The organism is Pseudonocardia sp. McavD-2-B (genome assembly GCF_024124365.1).
Classification (GTDB): Bacteria; Actinomycetota; Actinomycetes; order Mycobacteriales; family Pseudonocardiaceae; genus Pseudonocardia; species Pseudonocardia alni.
The window spans coordinates 1-23,286 of sequence record NZ_JAMXSG010000034.1 but is presented as its reverse complement, the minus strand read 5'-3'; the positions used below and the strand labels follow the sequence as shown (position 1 = coordinate 23,286).

At 74.3% G+C, this 23,286-nt stretch carries 21 protein-coding genes and 2 pseudogenes; 11 read left to right on the top strand and 12 right to left on the bottom strand.

Annotated elements, in window-relative coordinates:
* The first annotated feature begins 45 nt into the window (after window positions 1-45).
* Entirely contained in the window at window positions 46-816 is a 771-nt protein-coding gene (locus NH602_RS07720; protein ID WP_208823789.1) for a FadR/GntR family transcriptional regulator, read from the top strand.
* A gap of 161 nt (window positions 817-977) precedes the next feature.
* Window positions 978-1,355 (top strand): annotated as a pseudogene (mscL, locus tag NH602_RS32185) (large conductance mechanosensitive channel protein MscL); the annotation flags it as partial.
* A 319-nt stretch (window positions 1,356-1,674) separates the two neighbouring features.
* Here mscL and NH602_RS07710 read toward each other — a convergent pair.
* Window positions 1,675-1,911 carry a hypothetical protein gene (locus NH602_RS07710; RefSeq protein WP_253067427.1) on the bottom strand — a complete coding sequence of 79 codons (237 nt, stop codon included), beginning with the start codon at window positions 1,909-1,911 and terminating at the stop codon, window positions 1,675-1,677.
* Window positions 1,912-2,090: 179 nt separating this feature from the next.
* On the opposite strand from NH602_RS07710, the gene NH602_RS07705 reads away from it, so the two are divergent.
* On the top strand, window positions 2,091-3,503 hold the full coding sequence (locus NH602_RS07705; RefSeq protein ID WP_073575686.1) for an APC family permease: 1,413 nt from the start codon (window positions 2,091-2,093) through the stop codon (window positions 3,501-3,503).
* 9 nt (window positions 3,504-3,512) lie between these two features.
* Here NH602_RS07705 and NH602_RS07700 read toward each other — a convergent pair whose 3' ends face one another.
* Genes NH602_RS07700 through NH602_RS07685 form a run of 4 tightly spaced genes read right to left on the bottom strand, consistent with a single transcriptional unit; the run spans window position 3,513 to window position 7,854 of the window.
* Window positions 3,513-4,493 carry a zinc-dependent alcohol dehydrogenase family protein gene (locus NH602_RS07700; RefSeq protein ID WP_253067426.1) on the bottom strand — a complete coding sequence of 327 codons (981 nt, stop codon included), beginning with the start codon at window positions 4,491-4,493 and terminating at the stop codon, window positions 3,513-3,515.
* A gap of 58 nt (window positions 4,494-4,551) precedes the next feature.
* On the bottom strand, window positions 4,552-5,508 hold the full coding sequence (locus NH602_RS07695) for a TIGR03557 family F420-dependent LLM class oxidoreductase (RefSeq protein ID WP_253067425.1): 957 nt from the start codon (window positions 5,506-5,508) through the stop codon (window positions 4,552-4,554).
* 55 nt (window positions 5,509-5,563) lie between these two features.
* The gene (locus tag NH602_RS07690; RefSeq protein WP_179761348.1) at window positions 5,564-6,511 is read right to left on the bottom strand and encodes an NADP-dependent oxidoreductase; all 948 of its coding nucleotides are present in this window, start codon (window positions 6,509-6,511) and stop codon (window positions 5,564-5,566) included.
* A 47-nt stretch (window positions 6,512-6,558) separates the two neighbouring features.
* Window positions 6,559-7,854 carry an amidohydrolase gene (locus NH602_RS07685; RefSeq protein WP_253067424.1) on the bottom strand — a complete coding sequence of 432 codons (1,296 nt, stop codon included), beginning with the start codon at window positions 7,852-7,854 and terminating at the stop codon, window positions 6,559-6,561.
* A 174-nt stretch (window positions 7,855-8,028) separates the two neighbouring features.
* On the opposite strand from NH602_RS07685, the gene NH602_RS07680 reads away from it, so the two are divergent.
* The 5 genes from NH602_RS07680 to NH602_RS07660 all read left to right on the top strand — a co-directional run bounded on the left by NH602_RS07680 (window position 8,029) and on the right by NH602_RS07660 (window position 14,867).
* A complete protein-coding gene (locus NH602_RS07680) occupies window positions 8,029-8,439 on the top strand; it encodes an STAS domain-containing protein (protein WP_083658628.1) in 411 nt (136 codons plus the stop codon).
* A complete protein-coding gene (locus tag NH602_RS07675; protein ID WP_374210142.1) occupies window positions 8,403-9,065 on the top strand; it encodes a hypothetical protein in 663 nt (220 codons plus the stop codon). The genes NH602_RS07680 and NH602_RS07675 overlap by 37 nt, the downstream gene beginning before the upstream one ends.
* Complete coding sequence (locus NH602_RS07670; protein ID WP_179761351.1) at window positions 9,062-9,778, top strand: hypothetical protein; 717 nt, start codon at window positions 9,062-9,064, stop codon at window positions 9,776-9,778. Before NH602_RS07675 ends, NH602_RS07670 begins: the two co-directional genes overlap by 4 nt.
* A 121-nt stretch (window positions 9,779-9,899) precedes the next feature.
* Window positions 9,900-14,372 (top strand): Pls/PosA family non-ribosomal peptide synthetase, encoded by a 4,473-nt coding sequence (locus tag NH602_RS07665; RefSeq protein ID WP_253067423.1) that lies wholly within the window; start codon window positions 9,900-9,902, stop codon window positions 14,370-14,372.
* A gap of 93 nt (window positions 14,373-14,465) precedes the next feature.
* Window positions 14,466-14,867, top strand: coding sequence for a group 1 truncated hemoglobin (locus NH602_RS07660; RefSeq protein ID WP_073575671.1), 402 nt, complete (start codon window positions 14,466-14,468; stop codon window positions 14,865-14,867).
* Here NH602_RS07660 and NH602_RS07655 read toward each other — a convergent pair.
* From NH602_RS07655 to NH602_RS07645, 3 genes are all read right to left on the bottom strand, one after another.
* Window positions 14,825-16,369, bottom strand: coding sequence for a rhodanese-like domain-containing protein (locus tag NH602_RS07655; RefSeq protein WP_253067422.1), 1,545 nt, complete (start codon window positions 16,367-16,369; stop codon window positions 14,825-14,827). The genes NH602_RS07660 and NH602_RS07655 overlap by 43 nt on opposite strands.
* 77 nt (window positions 16,370-16,446) lie before the next feature.
* Window positions 16,447-16,614 carry a hypothetical protein gene (locus NH602_RS07650; RefSeq protein WP_253067421.1) on the bottom strand — a complete coding sequence of 56 codons (168 nt, stop codon included), beginning with the start codon at window positions 16,612-16,614 and terminating at the stop codon, window positions 16,447-16,449.
* 85 nt (window positions 16,615-16,699) lie between these two features.
* Window positions 16,700-17,590: a LysR family transcriptional regulator gene (locus NH602_RS07645; protein ID WP_308292818.1), complete on the bottom strand. Its 891-nt coding sequence runs from the start codon at window positions 17,588-17,590 to the stop codon at window positions 16,700-16,702.
* A gap of 71 nt (window positions 17,591-17,661) precedes the next feature.
* Here NH602_RS07645 and NH602_RS07640 point away from each other — a divergent pair, with 71 nt between their 5' ends.
* Complete coding sequence (locus NH602_RS07640; protein WP_253067420.1) at window positions 17,662-18,831, top strand: TDT family transporter; 1,170 nt, start codon at window positions 17,662-17,664, stop codon at window positions 18,829-18,831.
* Between the two features lie 130 nt (window positions 18,832-18,961).
* Here NH602_RS07640 and NH602_RS07635 read toward each other — a convergent pair whose 3' ends face one another.
* The 4 genes from NH602_RS07635 to NH602_RS07620 all read right to left on the bottom strand — a co-directional run bounded on the left by NH602_RS07635 (window position 18,962) and on the right by NH602_RS07620 (window position 21,355).
* The gene (locus NH602_RS07635; RefSeq protein ID WP_253067419.1) at window positions 18,962-19,831 is read right to left on the bottom strand and encodes a sulfite exporter TauE/SafE family protein; all 870 of its coding nucleotides are present in this window, start codon (window positions 19,829-19,831) and stop codon (window positions 18,962-18,964) included.
* Window positions 19,828-20,169 carry a rhodanese-like domain-containing protein gene (locus NH602_RS07630; protein ID WP_253067418.1) on the bottom strand — a complete coding sequence of 114 codons (342 nt, stop codon included), beginning with the start codon at window positions 20,167-20,169 and terminating at the stop codon, window positions 19,828-19,830. Before NH602_RS07630 ends, NH602_RS07635 begins: the two co-directional genes overlap by 4 nt.
* On the bottom strand, window positions 20,166-20,975 hold the full coding sequence (locus NH602_RS07625; RefSeq protein WP_253067417.1) for a GntR family transcriptional regulator: 810 nt from the start codon (window positions 20,973-20,975) through the stop codon (window positions 20,166-20,168). Before NH602_RS07625 ends, NH602_RS07630 begins: the two co-directional genes overlap by 4 nt.
* Window positions 20,976-21,157: 182 nt before the next feature.
* Window positions 21,158-21,355 carry a hypothetical protein gene (locus NH602_RS07620; RefSeq protein WP_253067416.1) on the bottom strand — a complete coding sequence of 66 codons (198 nt, stop codon included), beginning with the start codon at window positions 21,353-21,355 and terminating at the stop codon, window positions 21,158-21,160.
* 558 nt (window positions 21,356-21,913) lie between these two features.
* On the opposite strand from NH602_RS07620, the pseudogene NH602_RS07615 reads away from it, so the two are divergent.
* Both NH602_RS07615 and NH602_RS07610 read left to right on the top strand, forming a co-directional pair.
* A pseudogene (locus NH602_RS07615) lies at window positions 21,914-22,114 on the top strand (cytochrome ubiquinol oxidase subunit I); the annotation flags it as partial.
* A 140-nt stretch (window positions 22,115-22,254) separates the two neighbouring features.
* Entirely contained in the window at window positions 22,255-23,190 is a 936-nt protein-coding gene (locus tag NH602_RS07610) for an MBL fold metallo-hydrolase (protein WP_253067415.1), read from the top strand.
* The last annotated feature ends 96 nt before the right edge of the window (window positions 23,191-23,286 follow it).

Genomic DNA, 23,286 nt, shown 5'->3' with positions numbered 1-23,286 from the left:
CAGTATTGTTACAGACGTAGGATGTTCGGATGGAAGGATGATCCGGTGCCTCTCGTCACAGCGCGCCGCGGTGGCCTGGTCGACCAGGTCATCGACCAGCTCCGTTCCGCCATCACCGGCGGGGAGTGGCCGGTCGGTGCCCGGATACCGCCGGAGTCGGAGCTCGCCTCGTCGTTGGAGGTCGGCCGCAACACCGTCCGCGAGGCCGTCCGCGCCCTCGCCCACGGCGGCCTCCTGGAGGTACGCCAGGGCGACGGCACCTACGTGCGGGCCACCACCGAGCTGTCCGGGGCGCTGCGCACGCTGTGCGGCCCGGAGCTGCGCGAGGTGCTGGAGGTCCGCCGCACCCTGGAGGTCGAGGCGGCCCGGATGGCGGCCGCCCGCCGGACCGACGCCGACCTGACCGTCCTGCGGGCGGCGCTGGCCGGGCGCGACCGGGCCGTCGCGGCCGTCGCGGCGTACGGCCGTCGCGGGGAGGAGCCGGACACCGCGGACCTGGAGCGCGCGGCCCGTGCGGACACCGACTTCCACGTGGCCGTCGTCCGGTGTGCGGGCAACGACCTGCTCGTCGAGCTCTACCGGGGTGTGGTGGAGGCGGTCGCGGACAGCGTGAAGACCACGATGCCCGGCACCGCGGGCACCGAGGACGACATCTCCCACACCGGGATCGTCGAGGCCATCGCCGACGGCGACGTGGACCGCGCCGCCCGCGAGGCCGGGGACTTCCTGGACCGGCTCATCGCGGCCCGCCCGGTCACCCCGCAGGGCCCCGCCGGGGAGCGCGGCCCGGACGCCGGGGCCGGGCCCACCGCCTGACCCGCGCCCCCGCACCCGGGCCGCCCGTCGACCGGCGCGTCCCGTCCGCCGCGCCGGGCCGCACCGTGCGGGCGCAGGCCCGGCACGGAGGTCACGGTCCGGTTAGCCTCCTTCGCCGGACCCACCCCCGCCCCCGACCCGATCTCGAGGAGTGCTCCGGCGTGCTGAAGGGCTTCAAGGAATTCCTGCTGCGTGGCAACGTGATCGACCTGGCGGTCGCCGTCGTCATCGGTGCGGCGTTCACGGCCGTGGTCACCGCCTTCACGAAGGCGTTCCTGGAGCCGCTGCTCCGGCTGTTCTCCGGCGGGGAGAACGCCGTGCCCCCGGGCACGATCCCGCTGACCGACGAGGTGCAGCTCGACTACGCGAGCTTCCTCAACGCCGTCATCACGTTCCTGATCACCGCCGCGGTCATCTACTTCCTGGTCGTCTTCCCGATGAAGTGGCTCCAGGAGCGCCGCAAGCGCGACGCCGCGGACCCGGCCCTGGAGACCGACCTCGACCTGCTGAAGGAGATCCGCGACCTGCTCCGCGACCAGGCCGAGCGGGACCGCGAGCGGGCCCTCGCCCCCGCACCCCGCGCCGTCGGACAGCCGACGGTGCCGGCGCCGCCGATGCCGTCCGGCCCGCCGCAGGGCCGTCCGGTGCCCCCGTCGCACGCGTCGCAGCCGCCGCAGCCCGGCCCGGTCGACGACGGCTACCCCGAGCCCTACCCGGACACCCCGCGCCGGTCCCGGCACCGCGGCTGAGCCTGCTCACTCCGGGTCGCTGCCCGACGGCCCGCCGACCCGGTACGGCGTGGTCACCCCCTCGCACACGAGGTGCGCCATCAGGCCCTCCGACGGGTGCGTCAGGTTGTCACAGTGGCCCTCGATCCACCAGGGACTGCCCGTCGCGGGCGCCCCGTCGCGGGGACAACACGACGGCGTGGTGCCCGCGCAGGTGCACGGAGTGCACCGCGCCGCTGCCGTCGGCGATCCGCATCCGCACCACGTCGCCGCGGGCGACCATGGACATCGGCACGTCCGGCCACATGCCGGCCTGGAGCAGGACCTCCGGCGCGACGAGACAGGCGATCACTCGGTAGCGGTACACACGGCGACCTCCGGCTCCTGCGACGAGCGCACGCCGGACAGTGAACGCCACGTGAGCGGGGCCACACACGCTCCCTCCAGATGAACACTCCACCCTTTCGACTCGACACGGCACGAACCCCCCACCAGGCTGAGCCGGTCGCGGGCGGCACGGGCCGCCGCGGAGGGGAGCGCACCACGATGGCGGACGCCACCACGTCGACGGCGGAGGACGGGCCCGCGCTGAAGCGGGTCATGGGGCCCAGGCTCCTGCTGCTGTTCATCGTCGGCGACATCCTGGGTACGGGCATCTACGCCCTGGTCGGCCAGGTCGCCGAGGAGGTCGGCGGGGCGGCGTGGGTGCCGTTCCTGGTCGCCTTCGCCGTCGCCATGATCACCGCGTTCTCCTATCTGGAGCTGGTCACGAAGTACCCGCAGGCGGCGGGCGCGGCGCTCTACACGCACAAGGCGTTCGGCATCCACTTCCTGACGTTCATGGTCACCTTCGTGGTGATGAGCTCGGGGATCACCTCGGCGTCGACGGCGTCGCGGGCGTTCGCGGCGAACCTGAACGAGGGCTTCGGGCTGGACCTGGGCAACGGCGGCATCGTGCTGATCGCGCTGGGATTCATGCTGCTGGTCGCGGCGGTGAACTTCCGCGGCGTCGGCGAGAGCGTGAAGGTCAACGTGGTGCTCACGATCGTCGAGCTCTCCGGCCTGCTCCTGGTGATCCTGATCGGGATCTACGCGATCGCCGGCGGCGACGCCGACTGGTCGCGGGTCGTCGCCTTCGACACCCCCGAGGACAAGGGGGTGTTCCTGGCGGTCACCTCGGCGACCTCGCTGGCGTTCTTCGCGATGGTCGGCTTCGAGGACTCGGTGAACATGGCCGAGGAGTGCCACGAGCCGCGCCGGATCTTCCCCAGGATCATGATCACCGGGCTGACCATCACCGGGGTCATCTACGTGCTCGTCGCCATCTGCGCGGTGGCGCTGGTCCCGGTCGGCCCGCTGGCGGCGAGCGAGACGCCGCTGGTCGAGGTCGTCCGCGCCGGGGCGCCCGGCATCCCGGCCGACCTGGTCCTGCCGTTCATCTCGATGTTCGCCGTCGCCAACTCGGCGCTGATCAACATGTTGATGGCCTCGCGGCTGCTCTACGGGATGGCCAACCAGGCCGTGCTGCCCAAGCCGCTGGCACGGGTGCACCCGTTCCGCCGCACGCCGTGGGTGTCGATCATCTTCACCACGCTGATCTCGTTCGCGCTGATCAGCTACGTGTCGCTGGACTCGGACTCCGACGTCGTCTCCGCGCTCGGCGGCACGACCTCGCTGCTGCTGCTCGCCGTGTTCACGATCGTCAACATCGCGGTGCTGGTGCTTCGCCGCGACCGGATCCCCGAGGACCACTTCCGGGCCCCGCCCGGCCTGCCGGTCGTCGGCGCCGTCGCCAGCCTGTACCTGGTCCTGCCGTTCTCCGGGCGGGACGCGATCCAGTACGAGCTGGCCGGGCTGCTGCTCCTGCTCGGCCTGGTCCTCTACGGGATCACGCTGCTGCTCAACCGCAGGCTCGGGGTCAAGAAGGCGACCCTGGACCCGTCGAAGCTGGACGGCTGAGCCGCCCGGTCAGGGCCGCAGGACGATCTTCCCGACCTGGGCGTTGGACTCCAGGTGCTCGTGCGCGGCGACGACCTGGTCGAGCCCGTCGAACACCCGGTCCACCTGTGGGGCGAAGTCCCCACCGCGCATCCCCGCGGCGACGAACGCGGCCGCCCGGCGCAGGCGTTCGGCATCGCGGGTCATCGCGAACAGGGTGAACGAGCGGACGACGAGGTCGGGCAGCGTCGCCGTCGGGAAGATCGTCGGTTCACCGGAGAGCCTGCCGTGGATGACGATCGTGCCGTCCGGGCGGACCGCGTCGGCCATCGTCTCGACGGCGGGTCCGGCGACGGCGTCGAACACGACGTCCAGGCCCCGCCCGCCGGTGATCTCCCGGCAGCGCGCGACCAGGTCCTCCTCCCCGGTGGCGACGACGTGTGCGGCCCCGGCGTCGAGCAGCGCCTGCGCCTTGGCGCGGCTGCGGCTGGTGGCGATCGGGACGGCGCCGATCCGGTTCGCGGTCGCGATCGCCGCCAGTCCCACGCTCGACGACGCCGCCGTGACCAGCACGTGGTCGCCCGGCTGCAGGACGCGCGGTTCGAGCAGCCCGGCGTAGGCGACGAGGAACGGCATCCAGGTCGCGGCCCCGGTCACCGCGTCCACCGGCCGCGGGACCAGGGCACGGGCCGGGACGAGGGCGTGCTCGCCGTAGACGGTGTGGTCGTTCATCGAGAACGCCGGGACGATGCTCACCGGGTCCCCCGCCGACCAGCGGTCCACGCCCGCGCCGACGGCGGCGACGGTGCCCGCAGCCTCGTAGCCCAGACCGGCCGGGAGCCGGGTCGGCTCGATGTACTCACCGCGCCGGAACATCGACTCGGCCCGGTTCAGCCCGATCGCCTCGACGGCGACGACGGCCTCCCCCGGCCCCGGCTGCGGCACCGGCTCCTCGACGACCGTCAGCACCTCGGGACCGCCGAGCTCGGTGAAGCGAACGACCCTGTTCATGCCCCCCACCCTGCCGGTCGGCCCGGTCCGCGCACCCCGTCCGACCGGCCGGGATCGCTCAGAGCGCGCGCAGCCGGCCCGCCAGCTCACCCTCGAAGAACGCGAAGAACTCCTCGACGTCCGGTCCGGCGCTGATCAGTGCGAGCCGGTCGTAGCCCGCGTCGGCGAAGCCCTTCACCGTCGCGACGTGGGTCTCGACGTCCGGGCCCGCACCGAACGCGTCGGCCATGTCCTCCCTGCGGACGAAGGCCGTCGCAGCCTCGAAGTTGCGCACGTTCGGCAGCTCGGCCTGAATCTTCCAGCCGGTCGGGCCGAACCGGAACAGCCGGTGCGCGGACTCCAGCGCGGCGTCAACGGTGCCGGCGTAGGCCAGCGGGACCTCGGCCCAGCGGGAGCCGGTCCCGCCGGCCGCGGTGTAGGCCTCGATCAGGTCGGTGCGGGGCTCGGTGGCGAAGAGACCGTCGCCCAGTTCACCGGCGATCCGCGCCGCCTTCGGCCCGCCCGCGGCGACGACGATGTCCGGCAGCGTGTCCGGCAGGTCGAACACCTGCGCGTCCTCGATGGACAGGTGGTTGCCGCGGTAGGTGCGGTAGCCGCCGGACCAGAGCAGCCGGATGATCTCCAGCGCCTCGCGGAGCATGGCGTGCCGCACCCCGACGACCGGCCACGGGTGTCCGGTGATGTGCTCGGACAGCTGCTCGCCGGAGCCGACGCCGAGGGTGAACCGGCCGTCGGACAGCAGTGCGGTCGTCGCCGCGGCCTGGGCGATGATCGCCGGGTGGTAGCGGATCGTCGGGCAGGTCACCCCGGTGGCCAGGCCGATCCGCTCGGTCCGCATCGCGATCGCGGCGAGGATCGACCAGGCGAACCCGGAGTGCCCGTGACTCTCCAGCCACGGGTGGTAGTGGTCGGAGATCTCGACGAAGTCGAAACCGGCCTCCTCCGCCCGGACGGCCTGGCGGACCATCTCCTGCGGCGTGTGGGCCTCGGCGAAGAGCTTGAAGCCGATCTGCACGACGGTTGTCCTCTCCTCGGGGGTGGCCCCGGCGGGGTTCCCGGCAGGCGTCGGATCACTCCTGCGGCAGCAGGACGATCTTCCCCGCGGTGTGCCGCTTCTCCAGCTCGGTGTAGGCCTCGCGGACCCCGTCGAGCGGGTACCCGGCCGCGATCGCGACCTGCAGGGCCCCGTCGGCGACGAGCGCGCCGAGCGCGGCGAGGTCGTCGCGGCCCTCCGAGTCGGCGGTGCCCCAGCTGGCGGCGCCGTGGGCCTGCGCGCCCTCGAAGTCGATGATCGTGTTGATCCGCTCCGGGGCGACACCGAGCTCGCGGGCGAGCGCGACGTAGCCGCCGCCGACGAGGTCGACGACGGCGTGCACCCGGTCCGGCGTCGCGGCGCGCAGGTTCGCCAGCGTCTCCTCGGGCGAGGACCCGTAGGCGACCGGGGTCACGGCCAGCTCGCGCAGCCGGTCGTGGTTGCGCTCGGAGGCGATCCCGACGACCTCCACGTCGCGCAGCGTCAGCAGCTGCACCGCGATCTGCCCCACCCCGCCCGCGGCACCGGCGACGACGACCGTCTCCCCCGGCTGCGGGTCCACCGACGCGACCGACGCGGCCGCGGCCGTCCCGGCGATGTAGAGCGCACCGGCCGTCGCGACGTCGAGACCGGCCGGGCGGCGCAGTACCTGCTCGGCGGGCACGTCGACGTGGGTGGCCTGGGAGGCGCGGTCGTCGGTCCAGCCGAAGACGTCGTCGCCGGGCTCGACGTCGGTGACGCCCTCCCCGACCGCCGCGACGACCCCGGCCCAGTCGCTGCCCTGCCCGCTGGGGAACGTGCTGGGCCAGGACTCGGCGAACACGCCTTCGCGCAGCGCGGTCTCGCCCGGGTTGATCCCGGCCGCGTGCACCTCGACCAGCACACGACCCGGACCGGGGTCGTCGAACCCGACACCGGTCACGTACAGCTCGTCGACGCCGCCGTAGCGGTCGTACCGCACGGCCCTGCCCTCACGTGTGCTCATGTCGGGCAGCGTTCCCGCTGTGCGATCGCCTGCACCGATGAGCCGGGTCACACCGGTGGGTGCAGCTCCACGGCCGCGCCGGTGACGGTCCGGCGACCGCCCTTCAGCACCCAGCGGACCGGTGCGACGGCGGCGACCGCCGTGCCCGGGTCGGGTGCGTCGAGGCAGACCAGGTCGGACGGGGCCCCCGCGACGACCCCGGTGGCGGCGGCCGGGGTGCCGAGCACCCGGGCGGCGCGCGGGCCGACCAGGTCCAGGCAGGCCGCCAGCTGCTCCGGCGACGCCTGGTGGGTCAGGTTGGCGTAGAGGTTCGCCATCCGGACCAGGGAGCCGTCGCCGTAGGGGGTGAAGGCGTTGCGGACGTTGTTCGTGGCCACCGCGGCCGCGGCGTCGCGCTCGACGAGCCGGTCCAGCACGACGACCCCGCGCGGCGCCCCGGCGCCGGTCTCCCGGCCGGTGAGGAACAGGTCCGTCGACGGCAGGGAGACCACGCCGACCCCCGTCCCGGCGCACCGGTCCAGCACCGCGGCGCGCTGCTCGGGCTCCAGGAACGACCAGGCCGTGCCGTGGCCCGCGGTGACCCGGCCGCCGAGCCCGGCCCGTTCGGTCAGGTCGCACACCGTGCCGATCAGCGCGCCCTCGGCGGTGCCGTCGAACAGGTCCAGGTGCAGGTCGACGTCGGCGTCGTGGTCCGCGGCCAGCCCGAACACGCGGTCCAGCTGGCCCGCGGGGTCGTCGTCGGCGTAGGGGGCGCCGCCCACGACCGCGCGCCGGCCCGCCGCGCGGGCCCCGCCGAGCGCCTCGTCGAGCAGCCGGGCCGTCTCCGGCGAGCCGGTCAGACCGTCCTGGGCGAACACGCAGACCTCGACGTCGACGGCCCAGGCCCAGTCCGCCGCGGCCGCCAGCACACCCTCCAGCCCGCGTCGCCCGACGGTCGGGTCGAGCTCGACGTGGGTCCGCACCCGGGTGGTGCCGTGCGCGACGCAGGACGCCAGGACGGCCCCGGCGCGGGCGGCGACGTCGTCGACGGTGAAGTCCGCCTTCATCGCCGCGGTCTCGGCCATCGCGTCGTCGACGGTGCCGCCGGACCAGGAGCAGCGGTCAGCGGTGAGCGCCTTGTCCAGGTGCAGGTGCGCGTCGACGAGGCCGCCGACGACGAGCCGGTCCCCCGCGTCGGTACCGGGTGCCCCGGCGGGGGCCGGGGCACCCACCGACCGGATCCTGCCGCCGGACATCACGATGTCGACGGCGCCGTCGTGGCCGGGGACGCGGGCGCGCCGCACGACGGTCACGGCACCGTCGCCGGCCGGGTCCGGGGGTCGCGGTGATGTGGAGATGGTCACCCGGTGAAGACTCTCTCCCCGGACAGGATCCCGCAGGTCGACCGGTGGACAACGGCCCGGGGCCCGGTACGGTGAGCCCATCGGAAACTCGGCCGTAGGTCCCCGGACATCCGGCCCCGCACCATCCGGCGGGCGGGGTCGTGGGCGAGGCGTGCCCGAAGCCGGGCGGCCGTCGTGACGTCGGCCGAGCCCGGCCGCCGGCGGCTCGGCCACACGGGCAGCTGGCCGGAGCCGCACTCCCGGGTGAGCCTGCGCGAGCACACCCCGGCGCCCGGTGTGACCGTCCTCGAGGTGATCGGTGACGTCGACCTCGCCGAGGCCGAGGCGATCCGGGCCCGGATGTCGGAGATGCTCCACCAGACGCGACCGGCGCGGGCGCTGCTGGACCTGTCCGGCGTCGGATTCCTCGGGTCGCACGGTCTGACCGCGGTGGTCCGGTCCTCCCGGGCGGCCGGTGAGGCCGGGGTCCGTCTCGACGGGGTCACCGGCCCGGGCAACCGTGCGGTGATCCGGCCGGTGCGGATGACCGGGCTGGACCAGGTCATCACCTGGTACCCGGATCTCGACACGGCCCTGGGGGCCTGAGCCTGCACCCCGACGATCTCGTCCGCCGCGCGCCGCGCCTGTTCCACACCACGCCCGCCTCGTCGTGGCCCGGGATCGCCACGCACGGGCTGCTGCCGGTCGCGGGGCTGCTCGACCTGTTCGGGGTGACCGGCGACGAGCGGGAACGGCTGCTGACCACGCGTCGCCCGCGGGCGGTGCGGCTGCACCACCCCGAGCACGGCACCGCCTGGCTGCGTGACCAGCGCCCGCTCAACCCGGCAGCCCTGGGACGGATGCTCGACCCGGGGTCCGGGTTCGGTGTGGCCGACTACCTGCGCCGGATCAACGGCTGCGCGTTCCTGTGGGCGGACCCCGCCCGCCTGCGGCGGCTGCACGCGCTGCCCCGCTACGCCGACACCGAGCACGTCGTCCTGACCGTCGACACCGCGTCGCTGCTGGCCGCGCACGGTGACCGGGCGCTCGTGACCCGGATCAACTCCGGCGCCGCGCTGTTCGCGCGGGGGCGGCGCGGGCCGGACACCTTCCTGCCGGTCGACCGGGTGCCGTCGTCGTGGCGGCCGGTGGAGGTGGCCGTGCCCGGCGGCGTCCGGGACCTGCTCGCGCACCTGGTGGACACCCCGGCCGTACCGGAGCGCTCCGGATGAGCCGGCCGGTCGCCATCGTGCTCGCCGACGCCTGGACCCGGCCGTCGGCCGGCGACCACACCGACGACACCGAGGCCGTCGCCGACCTGCTGCGCCGCAGCGGGCACGGGTTCGACGTCCGGACCGCGGGCCCGGCGGGCGACCGTCCGCTGCGGGAGGCACTGTCCGACCCTGACACGGTGCTGTTCGCCCACCCCGGTGCCTCCGGCGACGACGAGTCCGCGTTCCGGCGGCTGCGCGCGGACAAGGGCGCGATCCGCCGGTTCGTCCACGGGGGCGGGTGCTATCTGGGCGTCTGCATGGGAGCGTTCCTGGTGGAGCGCGGCTTCCTCAACCTCGTCGGCCTCGCCGTCGACGAGTACTGGTCCCGCCCGGGGGCCGATCCGTCCACCCCGGACCCGGCCCTGGTCACGGTCCGGTGGCGTGGAGCCGAACGGCGGATGTACCTCCAGGACGGGGGCGTGATCCGGCCGACACGCCGGGCGCTCGCGGAGACCGAGATCCTGGCCACATACGCCGACGGCACGGTGGCCGCCTGCGTCACCCGGTGCGGTGACGGCGCGGTCGGTGTCGTCGGCCCGCACCCGGAGGCCCCGCCCTCGTGGTTCCACGACCACGGTGTCGACCTCCCGGCCGACCATGATCATGACCTGGGGGTCGATCTCGTCGACACCCTGTTCCGGACGGTGCACGGGTCGACGCCGCCGCCGTGACGACAGCGGAGCCCGCGTGTGGCTACGTATTCCACCCGACCGGGGTTCACCACTTTGCGAGTGACGATCGCCACCCCCGGCCTGCACTTTCCGTCCCCGCGGGAAGGGGTAGGCCGGTGTCATGTCCGACGTGTCCAACCGGTCGGCCCTCACCGGTGGGGTCGACGGCGGCGACGACCGCGCCACGCAGCCGGGGCAGCCCCAGGTGATCCGCCGGGACCTGCCGTACCGCCCCTCGCCGACCCGCCGTCCGGTACCGAGCCCCCGCCCCCGCCCCGGCGCCGTGCCGCTCGACGACCGCGTGCTGGTCCCCGGGGCGACCCTGGAGGCCTCCCGGGCCCGGCCCGGCGAGCAGCTCGCCGAGGTGTTCGAGGAGGCCGTCGACCACCACCCGGACGCCGTCGCCGTCGACACCGGCGACGCCACGCTGACCTACCGCGACCTCGACGGGCGCACCAACCGTCTCGCCCGGCACCTGCGCGGGCGCGGCACCGGCCCCGGCGACGTCGTCGGGCTGCTGCTCGACGACCCGGTGGAGAGCTACACCGCCATGCTCGCGGTGCTCAAGACCGGGGCCACCTTCGTCCCGATGGACGCGGGCTTCCCCGCGGACCGCGTGGCGTTCATCCTCTCCGACTCCGCGGCCGGTCTGCTGCTGGTCACCGACAGCGCGCTGGCGAAGGTCGGCGACCCCGTGCGGGGCGACGTCGAGATCCTCTCGGTCACCGGTGCGGCTGCCGCCGACATCGCCGCCTGCTCCGACGAGCGGCTCGGGCCGGACACCCGTCGCACACCGGGCCGCGAGCACCCCGCCTACCTGATCTACACCTCCGGCTCCACCGGCCGGCCCAAGGGCGTCGTGATCGGACACCCGGCGATCTGCAACTTCGTGCGGGTCGCCGCCGACGAGTACGGCGTCCGCGCCGACGACCGCATGTACCAGGGCCTGACCCTGGCCTTCGACTTCTCCGTCGAGGAGATCTGGACCTCGTTCCTGACCGGCGCCACCCTCGTCCCCAAGCCGGCCGGGGTGTCGCTGGTCGGCGAGGACCTGCACGACTTCTTGATCGAGCGCCGCGTCACCGCGATGTGCGTGGTGCCGACGCTGCTGGCCACCGTCGAGGCGGACCTCGACGACCTGCGCTTCTTGCTCGTGTCCGGCGAGGCCTGCCCGCAGGACCTCATCCGTCGCTGGTGGACCCCGCAGCGCCGCTTCCTCAACGTCTACGGCCCCACCGAGGCCACCGTCACCGCGACGATGGCGCAGGTCCACCCGGACCGGCCGGTGACGATCGGGCGGCCGCTGCCGACCTACGCCGCCCTCGTCCTGGACACCACCGACCCGACCCGGGTGCTGCCGTTCGGCGAGACCGGGGAGCTGGCCGTCGCCGGGGTGGGGCTGGCCGACGGCTACCTCAACCGCGACGAGAAGACCGCCGAGGTGTTCGTCCCGGCCCCGGTCGACCTGCCGAACAACCCGTCCGGACTGATCTACCGCACCGGTGACCTCACGCGGATCAACGCCGACGGCGAGATCGAGTACCGGGGCCGCATCGACCTGCAGGTCAAGGTCCGCGGCTACCGCATCGAGCTCTCCGAGATCGAGGCCGTGCTGCAGGACCACCCCTCGGTCGCGATGGCCGTGGTGGACACGTTCGAGCCGACGCCCGGCACGAAGGAGCTCGTCGGCTACTACAGCCTGGTCCGCGGCGCGGAACCGCCGACCGACCTGCGGGCCCGCCTACAGGACCGGCTGCCGTCCTACATGGTGCCCGCCTACCTCGAGCACCTCGAGCTCATCCCGATGACGACCAGCGACAAGGCGGACCGCAAGAACCTGCCCGCGCCGACCGGCAGCCGCGTGGCCGCGACCGGCCCGGTCGTGGGCCCGGCGACCGACGTCGAGCGTGGCCTGGTCGCCGAGCTCGCCACCGTGCTGCGGGTCGAGCCCGCCGAGATCTCCGTCGAGGCCGACTTCTTCGACGAGCTCGGCGCCACCTCGCTGCTGCTGGCCGGGTTCGCCGCCGCCGTGCGCCGTCGCGACGACCTGCCGTCGGTGTCCGCACGCGACGTCTACCGCCACCCCACCGTGCGCCGGCTCGCCGCCGCGCTCGGCGACGTCGTGCCGACCGTGGCCGCCGAGCCGGTCGAGCCGGTGCGCGCCCGCCCGGTGGCGCACGCGCTGACCGGGATCGCGCAGCTGCTGTTCCTGCTCGCGTCCGGTTTCGCCGCCGCCGCGGTGCTGGTCCTCGGCTACCGCTGGATCTCCACCGCGCCCGACGCGGTGTCGCTCACCGGCCGGGCCGCGCTGTGGACCGCGGGGGTACTCGTCGCCGTCGTGCTGCTGCCGGTGCTCGCGAAGTGGACGCTCGTCGGCCGCTTCCGCGAACGGACCGTGCCCCTGTGGGGCGCCGCCCACCTGCGGTTCTGGGTGGTCTCGACGTTGATCCGGACCAACCCGATGGCGCTGGCCGTCGGCACCCCGCTGTACACCGCCTGGCTGCGCCTGCTGGGCGCCCGGATCGGGCGCGGCAGCGCCCTGTTCGGGGCCGTCCCGGTCGCCACCGACCTCGTCCGGGTCGGCGCCCGCACGATCGTGCACCCGGAGGCGTCGCTGCAGGGCTACCGGGCCGTGCCCGGTGCGCTGGAGTTCGGCCCGGTCGGCGTCGGCGACGACTGCGTGGTCGGCGAGGCCGCCGTGCTCGACATCCGGACCTGGATGCAGGACGGGTCGCAGCTGGGCCACGCCTCGGCGCTGCGCCCCGGTGTCACCGTCCCGGCCGGCGAGGTCTGGCACGGCTCGCCCGCCGGTCCGTCCGGCTCGGACTACCGCGGGCCCGACGCCGTCGGCGCGGGACGGCTGCGCCGGGTCGTCTACTCGGCGGTGTTCGCCGGGCTGTCCTGGGCCGTCGCGACGGCGGTGTTCGCGCTGCTCGTCGGCCTGTTCGCCCGCTTCGCCCCGCAGGTGGCCGGGCTGATCGGGCTGACCGGTGCCGACATGGGCGCGCACTGGTGGTTCTTCCTGATCGGCGCGATCGCGGTGGTGGCGCTGGTCGTGGCCGCCCTGCTGGTGGGCGTGCTCGCCGTGCTGACCCTGCCGAGGCTGGCCGCCCTGTTCGTGCCGGTCGACCGCACCTTCCCGCTCTACGGCGTGCGCCACGTCGCCCAGCAGATCGTGACCGGCGTGTCGAACGCGCGGTTCCTGGTGCTGCTGCTCGGCGACAGCTCGTTCATCACCGGTTACCTGAAGGGCCTCGGTTACGACCTGGACGACCTGCGTCAGACGGGGTCGAACTTCGGCACCCAGCTCCGCCAGGAGTCGCCGCGGCACGCCCGCGTCGGCTCCGGGACGATCGTGTCCGACGGCCTGCGGATGATGAACACCGAGCTGTCGCACGACTCGTTCCGGATCCGTCCGGTGCGGCTGGGCCGGGACAACTTCGTCGGCAACGACGTGCACCTGCCGCCGGACGCCCGGATCGGCGACGACGTGCTGCTCGCGACCAAGGTCATGGTCCCGGTGGACGGGCCGGTGCGGACCGGGGTGGGCCTGCTCGGCTCGCCGCCGATGGAGATCCCGCGCACCGGCGCGGGGCCGCACCCGAACCATCCGGCGACCGACGAGGAGCTGGCCCGCCGGCTGCGCTCCAAGAACCGCTACAACGCCTCGACCCTCGTCGTCACGGTGCTGCTGCGGGCCCTCGGCGTCGCGGTCGCGCTGGTCCCGCTCGGGATCTCGGTGGCGCTCTGGCCGGTGTGGGGGCTGTGGGCCCTCGGTCCGGCCGTGTTCCTCGGCCCGCTGCTGCTCATGGTGTGGTCGGCGCTGCTGGAGCGCGCGACGCTCGGCTTCCGCGGCCTGCAGCCGCGCACCGCGTCCATCTACGACCGCTACTTCTGGTTCCACGAGCGGCTCTGGAAGCTCTACGTCCGGCCGGTGCTGGCCGGGACCCCGCTGCTCGTGTGGCGCAACCGCCTGGCCGGTCTGAGCGCCGGGAGGCGCGTCTTCGACGACGGCGCCGCCCTGCCGGAGAAGAGCCTGGTCTCCCTCGGCGACGACGTCGTGCTCAACTCCGGGTCGGTCCTGCAGTGCCACTCGCTGGAGGACGGCCGCTTCGAGTCCGGCCGGATCCGGCTCGGCGACGGCGTGGCCGTCGGCGTGCGGGCGTTCGTGCACTACTCCACCGACATCGGCGACGGTGTGACGCTGGCCGCCGACTCGTTCCTGATGAAGGGCGAGCAGGTGGCCCCGGGTGAGCGCTGGGGCGGGAACCCCGCCGAGCCGGAGGCGGACGACGCCCCGGTGCCCGACCACCGCGCGCCGGCGGAGCCCGCGGTCCCGGTGTCGGCCGTGCCCGTGCTGCCCCAGCCGTTCACCGAGGAGGTGTTCCTGTCGCGGGTGCAGCAGTACCTGGAGCTGCACGACGTCGCCTGGGCCACCAACGCCTCGGTCGCGGTGCTCGACACCCTGGCCCGCAGCCTCGGCGCAGACACCCGTGACGACCTGGCCCGGCACCTGCCCGCCGGGTTGCGGGCCCAGGTCCCGTCGCTGGCCGGGTACGGCCCGGGACACGGGCAGCACGCGGTCGACGACTGACTGTACGGCCGGGAAACCGGTTGTGCACTATTGACGACACCCGCACCGCCCGGGATTGTGATCGGGTCCCGACAACGGAGTGGGAGCGTCGTCATGTCCGAACAGCAGTCCCTGTACGACCGCCTCGGCGGCATCTACGCGATCGCCGGGGCGGTCGACGTCCTCGTCGACCGGCTCTTCGCGAACGCCTCGGTCAACGCGAACGAGGGGGTGCACGCCCACCACGGCGAGCCCGCCAACGCCCCCGGCTACAAGTTCCTGGTCACGGCCTGGTCGGTGCAGGCGGCGGGCGGTCCGCAGTGCTACCCGGGCATGGACATGGTCACCGCGCACGAGACGCTGAAGATCACCGACGAGCAGTTCGACGCCGTCGCGCTGGAGATCTCCTCGACGCTGAACTTCTGCGGGGTGCCCACGCCGGAGCACACCGAGTTCATGGAGATCATCGAGAGCTACCGGTCCGAGGTCGTGGAGCAGCGACCGAAGGTCGCCTGACGCGCCCGTCCCGCCGGCGCCGACGGGCGCCGGCGGGATCCGCTCACCGCGCGGGCGGACAGGTCCGGGTGCCAGTCCGCGGCCACCTCGAGCTCGTGGTGCAGATGCGCGGCGACGTCGGCGCGACGACGCCGCTCCTCCGGCAGGGCCGCCCACGCGGCGTACCCGCCGGCGAGGTCGCGGACGTCGGCGAACCCGGCGCGGCGCAGCAGCGAGGCCGCCACGCCCGAGCGGTAGCCGCCCGCGCAGTACACGACGACCGTCCGGCCCCGGGCGACCTCGTCGAGCCGGCGGGGCAGCTCGGCGAGCGGGATCTGGCGCGCCCCCGGCACCGCCCCCACCGCGAGCTCGCCGCGGTTGCGCACGTCGAGCACCTCCGGTCGGTCGGGTCCCGCGAGCATCTCCGCCAGCGCGGCCGCGTCGACCCGCTCCGAGCGCTGCGTCCGCCCCGGCTCCGCGAGCACGGCGTCCGGGTCGCGCAGGTAGCCGAGGACCCGGTCGGCGCCGATCCGGGCCAGCCGGGTCACCACCTCCTCCTCGCGGTCCTGCGGGGCGACCACCACGACGTCGCGGTCCGGGTCGACCACGGTGCCCGCGGTCTCGGCGAAACGACCGTCGAGCGGCACCGACAGGGAGCCGGGGAGGTGCCCGGCGGCGAACTCGTCCGCGTCGCGGGCGTCGAGCAGGACCGCACCGCGGCCGGCCAGGTCGTCGACCTCGGCGACGGCGAGCGGGCGCGCGGGCCGCGCCGGGTCGAACAATTCGTGTCCGCGACGGTTGGCGATCGCGTCGTGGACGAAGTAGGCGGGCGCGGCCGGCTGACCGGCGGTGACCATCGCGAGGAAGTCCTCGACGTCGGTCGGCCGGCAGGCGGGGTTGTCGCGCCGCTGGTCGCCGATGGTCGACGCGCGCTCGGTGGACAGGTTCTTCCCGCAGGCCGACCCCGCGCCGTGGCCGGGCAGCACCCGCACCGCGTCGGGCAGCTCCATGAGGCGGGCCACCGAGGCGTGCAGCCGCCGGCCGAGCTCGTCGGCGGTCACGCCGATCGAGGCCAGCAGGTCCGGCCGGCCGACGTCGCCGACGAACAGGGTGTCTCCGGTGAGGACGGAGTGGGGGACCGCGTCCCCGGCGTGCTCCCACACCAGGACGCTGATCGACTCGGGTGTGTGGCCCGGTGTCGCCAGCACCTCGAGCACGACGTCGCCGAGCTCGATCCGCTCGCCATCGGCGAGCAGGCGGGCGGGGAACTCCGGACGTGCCTCGTCGCCGAACCCGATCCACGCCCCGGTCCGCTCGGCGAGCTCCAGGTGGCCCGCGAGGAAGTCGGCGTGGAAGTGGGTGTCGATCACCCCGACGATCGTCAGGCCGTGCGCGGCGGCATCGGCGAGGTACTCCCCGACGTCGCGGCGGGGGTCCACGACGACGGCACGTCCGGTCGTCTCGTCGCCGACGAGGTAGGAGGCCTGGGACAGGCATTCCAGGTAGTACTGCGTGAGGATCATGGCGCGTCTCCGATCGTGGTCCGGGTGCTCCACAGATACCCCCAGGGGTATCTGCCGCCCAGGGCCGGAGGTCCCGCTCAGGACCGGCCGAACACCCTCGCGAGCAGGCCGCCGCCGGAGCGCTCGGCCGGCGCGCAGCGGCAGCGCTCGGCCGGCCGCACACCGGCCATGACCTGGTCCACGTGCTGCCCACAGCCCTGCCAGGTGACCTTGCCGCAGTTGCGGCAGGTGGCGCGTCGGCACATCGCGATCGTCTCCTCGTATCGGTCCCGGTCGGCTGGATACCCCCGGGGGTATCCTCGAGTCTACGTCGTCGCGCATGTCCGGGGGTCAGAGTCGTGACGCGATCCGCACCAGCACCAGCGCCGGGCCCGAAGGTGCCCGGCCACGGCGCCAGGCCGCCCGCAGCCGTCGCTGCAGGTCCGCCCCGCGCACCGGCACCGTCCGCAGCGTCCCCGCCGCGACCTCGGCCGCGACGGCGAGGCCACTGATCACCGCGGGACCCGCCCCGCCGGCGACGGCGTTCTTGATCGCCGTCGTCGATCCCAGCTCCAGGACCGGCGGAGCCAGGGCACCCAGCGCACGCTCCAGGAAGTCGCGGGTGCCCGACCCGGGCTCCCGGGCCACCAGCGGGGTCGACCCCACCCGGGACGCGTCCACCGCCCGGCGACCCGCCCACGGATGGTCCGGAGCGACGACGAGCACCAGCCGGTCCCGCGCGACGACCTGGCCGTCGAGGTCGGCGGGCAGCTCGGGCCCCTCGACGAAGCCGAGATCGGCGTCCCCGGAGCGGACGTCGTCGACCACCTCGGCCGTGTTGTGCGAGGTCAGGGTGACGGCGGTACCGGGCAGCTCCGCCCGCAGCGCGACCAGCCAGCGTGGCAGGAGGTACTCGGCGACCGTCACACTGGCCGCCACCCGCAGCCGGGCCGCGCGGTCCGTCCGCAGCGCGGCGACCCCCTCGTCGAGGGCGTGCGCGGCGTCGAGCGCGGCCCGGGCCCGCTCCACCACCAGCGCGCCGTCCGGGGTGAGCCGGGTGCCCCGCGGGGAGCGCTCCAGCAGGGTCAGCCCGAGCGCGGACTCCAGGCTCCTGATCCGGGCGCTGACCGCGGCCTGGGAGACGCCGTGCGCCACGGCAGCCCTGCCCATGCTCCCCAGGGTCGCGACGGAGACCAGCAGGTCGTAGGGCACGAGGTCGGCCACACGCGGAGAGAGAGCCACAACCACAGCTTATGACTAGGCAACCCGGCGACGGGTACCTTCCGGCGCCTGCCGCGCGCACCGTGGAGACCATGACGACCCACCTGGACCGCACCGCAGCCGAGGTCGGGGACCTGCCCCGGCGGCCGCACGCGCTCGCCCGGATCGGGCTGCTGCGCGACCTCGACCGCCCCGGCGACGCCGTCTCGTCGCTGGGGCCCAACTGGTTCGCATCGGTGATGGGCACCGGCATCGTCGGCGGCGCGGTCGCCACGCTGCCGCTGCGCTCGCCGGTCCTGACCACCTGGGGCACCGCGGTGTGGGGACTGGCCTCGGTGCTGCTCGTCGTGCTGGTCGTGGCGACGGCGGCGCACCGCCTGCGCTTCCCCGCCCGGGCCCGTGGGCACGCGGCCGATCCGGTCGCCGTGCAGTTCTACGGCGCCGTCGCGATGGCCCTGATGACCGTCGGCGCCGGTGCCGTCCAGTTCGGGATCCCGGTCCTCGGTGCCACGGCCGCACTCGCCACGAGCTGGACGCTGTGGCTGGCCGGCACCGCGTTCGGCCTGGCCACCGCCGTCGGCGTGCCCTACCTGATGATCACCCGCCACGAGATCGGCCCGGACGCCGCGTTCGGCGGCTGGCTGATGCCGGTCGTGCCGCCGATGGTGTCGGCGGCCGACGGCGCCCTGCTCGTCGCCCACCTCGCCCCGGGGCCGGGCCGGGCGACGCTGCTGCTCGCCTGCTACGCGCTGTTCGGGATGAGCCTGTTCGCGACGCTCGCGCTGCTCCCGCAGATCTGGAACCGGCTGGTCGTGCACGGGACCGGCCCGGCCGCGACCGTCCCCACCCTGTGGATCGTCCTCGGCCCGCTCGGCCAGTCGGTCACCGCGGCCGGCCTCCTGGCGAACGTCGCGCCGGGCACGCTTCCGGAACCGTTCGCGAGCGGCACCGCCGTGTTCGCCGTGCTCTACGGCGTGCCGGCCTGGGGGTTCGCCATGCTGTGGATGGCGCTGGCAGCCGCGGTGACCGTCCGGACGGCACGGCGCGGACTGCCGTTCGCGCTGACCTGGTGGAGCTTCACCTTCCCGCTCGGCACCTGCGTGACCGGGACGAACCTGCTCGCGGCCCGGCTGGGGACACCGGCGCTCGCCGTGGTGGCGGTGGCGCTCTACGGGCTGCTCGTCGCGGCGTGGGCCGTGGTCGCGGCCCGGACCGCGCACGGTGCGCTGGTCCGCGGGCACCTGCTCGCCCCCGCGTCCTGACCACTGCCCCCCTTCCCGCCACCCCGCCGGCTGCTCCCAGGGGAACCATCGGGGCTTCTAGGGCAACGAGAGTTCCCCTGGGAGCACCCGGCGGGGCCGGAGAGCCACAACGGCGCGGTCCCGGGGGCCGTCAGAGGGCGAGCAGGCTCTGCACCCCGACGAACAGCCCGACGACGACGAGCAGCCCGGCGAACGTCCGGTTGAGCGCCGCGCCCGACATCCGGTCGGCGACGAGCTTGCCGCCGAGCGCGCCGAGCACTGCGACCGCGGCGAACGGCCCGATGACCGCCCAGTCCAGGTCGAGGTGCCCGATCCGGGCGCCCAGCGAGCTGATCGAGTTGAAGGTGAGCACGAGCAGCGAGGTGCCGATCGCCGCGGGCATCGACAGGCCCATGAGCATGGTCAGGGCCGGGACGACGAGGAACCCGCCGCCGACCCCGAGGAACCCGGTCAGGAAGCCGACCACCGAGCCGGCCGCGACGATCTTGCCGACACGGCGGGCCACCGACCGTCGCGCGGGGGCCGCGAGGACGGCGGTCGCGCCGGCCGTCCCCGGGCCCCCGGCGGTGCGGGACGCCGGCTCCGCTCCGGCCGCGGCGCTGGTCTCCGCGACCGCCGCGCCGTCGGCCTGCTGCGCCGACGCCCCGCCCTTGACCAGCATCAGCACGGCGATGGCGAGGGTGAGGGCCGCGAAGGACAGCAGCAGGACGGGCTGGGGCACGGCACGGTTGAGCAGCGACCCCGCCCAGGCGGTGGGCACGCCGACGATCCCGAACCCGACACCGGTCCGCCAGTCGATCGTGCGCCCTCGGAGCCGGGCCAGGACGCCGACGGCGGCGATGATGCCGACGATGACGATGCTGCCGGTGGTGGCGGTGCGGGCGTCCTGGCCGAGCGCGTAGACCAGCGCGGGCACGGCGAGCACGCCGCCACCGCCGCCGAGGGTCCCGATGACGAGCCCGACGACCAGGCCCAGCGCTCCGGCCAGGACGCCGGTCACGCGACGGTCCCGGGTTCACCGTCGTCGTCGACGAACGGGAGTCCGGCCTCGGACCAGGCCGTCATGCCGCCGGCCAGGTTCCGGACGTCGACGCCGGCGTCGGCCAGCGCCGCGGCGGCCTTGCCGGACCGGTTCCCGGAGCGGCAGACGGCCACGACCATCCGGTCCCGGTCGAACGCCATCGGGTCCAGCTCGCCGAGTGGGGTGTGCACCGCGCCCTCGATGTGCCCGGCGCTCCACTCGGCCGGCTCACGGACGTCGAGGAGCAGGGCACCGCCGGCCGCGAGCTCACGGGCGTCCACCGGGTCGGTCTGCGGGATCTGGTCGGGCGTGGTCATCGTCGTGGGTCCTTCCGGTCGGGGGAGCCGAGCAGGTCGAGCTGGTAGCCGTCCTTGGTGGAGAAGTCAGCACGCAGGACGAACCGGTCGCCGCGGACGAGGGTCTGGCGCCACTCCACCGGGCGACCCTTGGCGCGGCCGAGTCGCCGGACCGAGAACGCGGCGGTGGACGGGCTGCCGCCCAGCAACCGGTGCTCGGCGGGGGTGGGCAGGATGGGCTGGATGGTCTCCTCACCGCCGGTGAGGACGACCCCGCACAGCTCGGCGTAACGCTCGTAGAGCGCGCCGGTGGTGAAATCCGCCGTCAGCAGCGGGGCGGCGAGGTCGTGCGGGAGCCACACGCGGTCCAGAGCGAGTGGGTCGCCGCCGGCGAAGCGCAGGCGCTCGAGGTGCACCAGGGGGGTGGACTCCTCGAGCCCGAGCCGGGCGGCGATCACGCCGTCGGCGCGGGTGTCCAGCGCCCGCACGACGCTCTGCTGCTCGAGTCCCATCGCGCGGACGGACTCGTGCAGGCTGTAGAGGGCGCCGAGCCGCTGGGCGATCTCCACCGGCTCGGCCTGACGCGACGGGCGTCCGCGCGTCCCGACGACACGGCCCTCGTCGCGCAGTACCTTGACCGCCTGCCGCACGGTGTGCCGGCTGACCCCGTACTCCTCCACGAGCGCCAGCTCGCCGGGGAAACCGTCGGTGAACGCGTCCACGTCGAGGCGGCGCCGCAGGTCGTCGAGCAGCTGCTCCCAGAGGAGGCGGCCGGGCTCGCGCCGGATGACGGCGGGGCCGGGGGCATCGGTCTCTGCGTCGGACACCCCTTGAATGTACGGTCATTTAACCCTGTCGGCAAGTCCCCTGGCGTGCTGCGCACCACGTCGAGGGCGCCGTCGGGACCGTGCACGAGGAGCCGTCGGCCGAGCGCCGGCCGGGACCGCAGCCGAGCCGGAACAGGACACGGCCGGGACCGTGACCGGGCCGCGTCCCCACCGGACGGGGGTCAGAACGGCACGCCGGCCCGGTGCGCGGCCCGCACCGCCAGCGCCATCCGGCCCAGCAGGCCAGGACGGGCACCACCCTCGGGGTGACCGCCGGGACCACCGTCGCCCGGCGCGTCCACGGGCGGCGGCGCCTCCGCCGGAGACGGGCGAGCGGCAGCGGGCTCGCCGTCGAAGGCGGCCGCCACGGGGCGGGACATGTCAGGACGGACGGATGTGCGCACGGTCGCTCCGGGATTCCGGTGGGTCGGGACGGAAGGAGCGGCGCCGGTCCTACCGGGCCGCCCGGACTCCCCGACGACAGTGACGGTCGTCGACCGACAGCTGGTCGGTGGCGATCAGGCACACGACGAAGCCGCGATCGACCGACGGAGCTGTGGGGCACACGGACACCACGACACCATGCGGGCACGCGCCACGCAACAGCCCGGCTCGCCGGGCGTGACCCACCGTCCCTGGACGTACGATGGCATAAATGTACGGTCATTTCATCTCCGGTGGACGAGAACGCCTTCGTCGCCGCCGTGACCGAGGGCCGGTCGGTGGCGCCGATGTACGTCGCGCACGCCTCGCAGCGCAACCGCGAGTCCCGGCCGGTGCTCGACGAGACCTCGCGGGTCCCGGCGCTGTCGCCGCTGCAGGTCGACGAGCTGGCCCGCGGCGGCGCCGCACTCGACACCCGCGGTCCGCATGACTTCCGGTCAACGTGGGCCTCGGCGGCCGGTTCGTCGAGATGGCCGGCCAGGTCACCCCGGCAGGTCCACGCCGACGACCCGTGGGGGTTCGCCAACTCGCCGGAGTGGCCGACGACCTGCCCGCCACCGCGGCACCACGTCCACGAGCTGCCGCGCATCCGGTCCGAGCGGCCGGCGCTCGATCTGCACCACCCGCACCTCGCACCCCGGGCACGGGCCGAGGCAACCCACACCGGCGACCGGGCGGGGTTACCGGAGGACTGACCCCCCTGTTCCGGGCGAATGGGACACGTCACACTGTGCAGCGGAATGTACGTTCATTTGGTGAGGTTGGAGCAGACATACCCCCACGGGTATCAGCGGCCGACGGGGCCGCCGTCTCCGAGAGAGGACCGGAACCCGACATGATCACCGTTCTGACCGTCGAGACGCCCGGCCTGGGCGACCGCAGCTACCTGGCGCACGACGGCGAGGTCGCCCTCGTCGTCGATCCCCAGCGCGACCACGACCGGATCCGCGCCGCCGCCGACGAGGCGGGCGTCCGGATCACCCACGTGTTCGAGTCCCACATCCACAACGACTACGTCACCGGTGGTTTCCGGCTGGCCCGAGCGACCGGAGCGCAGTACCTCCTGAACGCGGACGACCCGGTCTCCTTCGAGCGCGTCGGCGTCCGCGACGGTCAGGTCGTCGAGGTCGGCACGATGCACGTCCGGGTCCTCCACACCCCGGGACACACCCACACCCACCTGTCGTTCGCCGTCTCCGACGGCTCCGTGCCCGGCGCCGAGCCGACGGTCGTGTTCACCGGCGGATCGCTCCTGTACGGCTCCACCGGCCGTCCCGACCTGCTGGGACCCGACCACACCGACACGCTCGCCCACGCCCAGTGGCACTCCGCGCGGCGGCTCGCCGCGGAGCTGCCCGACACGACGGAGATCTTCCCGACCCACGGCTTCGGAAGCTTCTGCTCCGCCACCCAGGCCACCGGCACCGCGAGCACCATCGGCGCGGAGAAGGCGGCCAACCCCGCGCTGACCCGCGAGCAGGACGAGTGGGTCCGCGAGCTGCTGGCCGGGCTCGACGCGTTCCCCGCGTACTACGCCCACATGGGCCCCGCCAACTCCGCGGGGCCGGACGAGATCGACCTCTCCACCCCGGCCGAGGCCGACCCCGCCGAGCTGCGACGTCGCATCGACGCGGGCGAGTGGGTCGTCGACCTGCGCACCGGGACCGCGTTCGCGGCGGGGCACGTCGCGGGGACGGTGAACATCGGTCTCGGCGGGCAGTTCGTGACCTACCTCGGCTGGCTCACTGGTCCACCCTCCGGGTGTCGGTGATCGTGATTGGGTTGCCGATGCGCCCGAGGTGCCGCTGGGTCATCGCCCTGCTCGCTCGACTCGGTTGAGGTCCAGCATGAGATCTGCGGGGCCCAG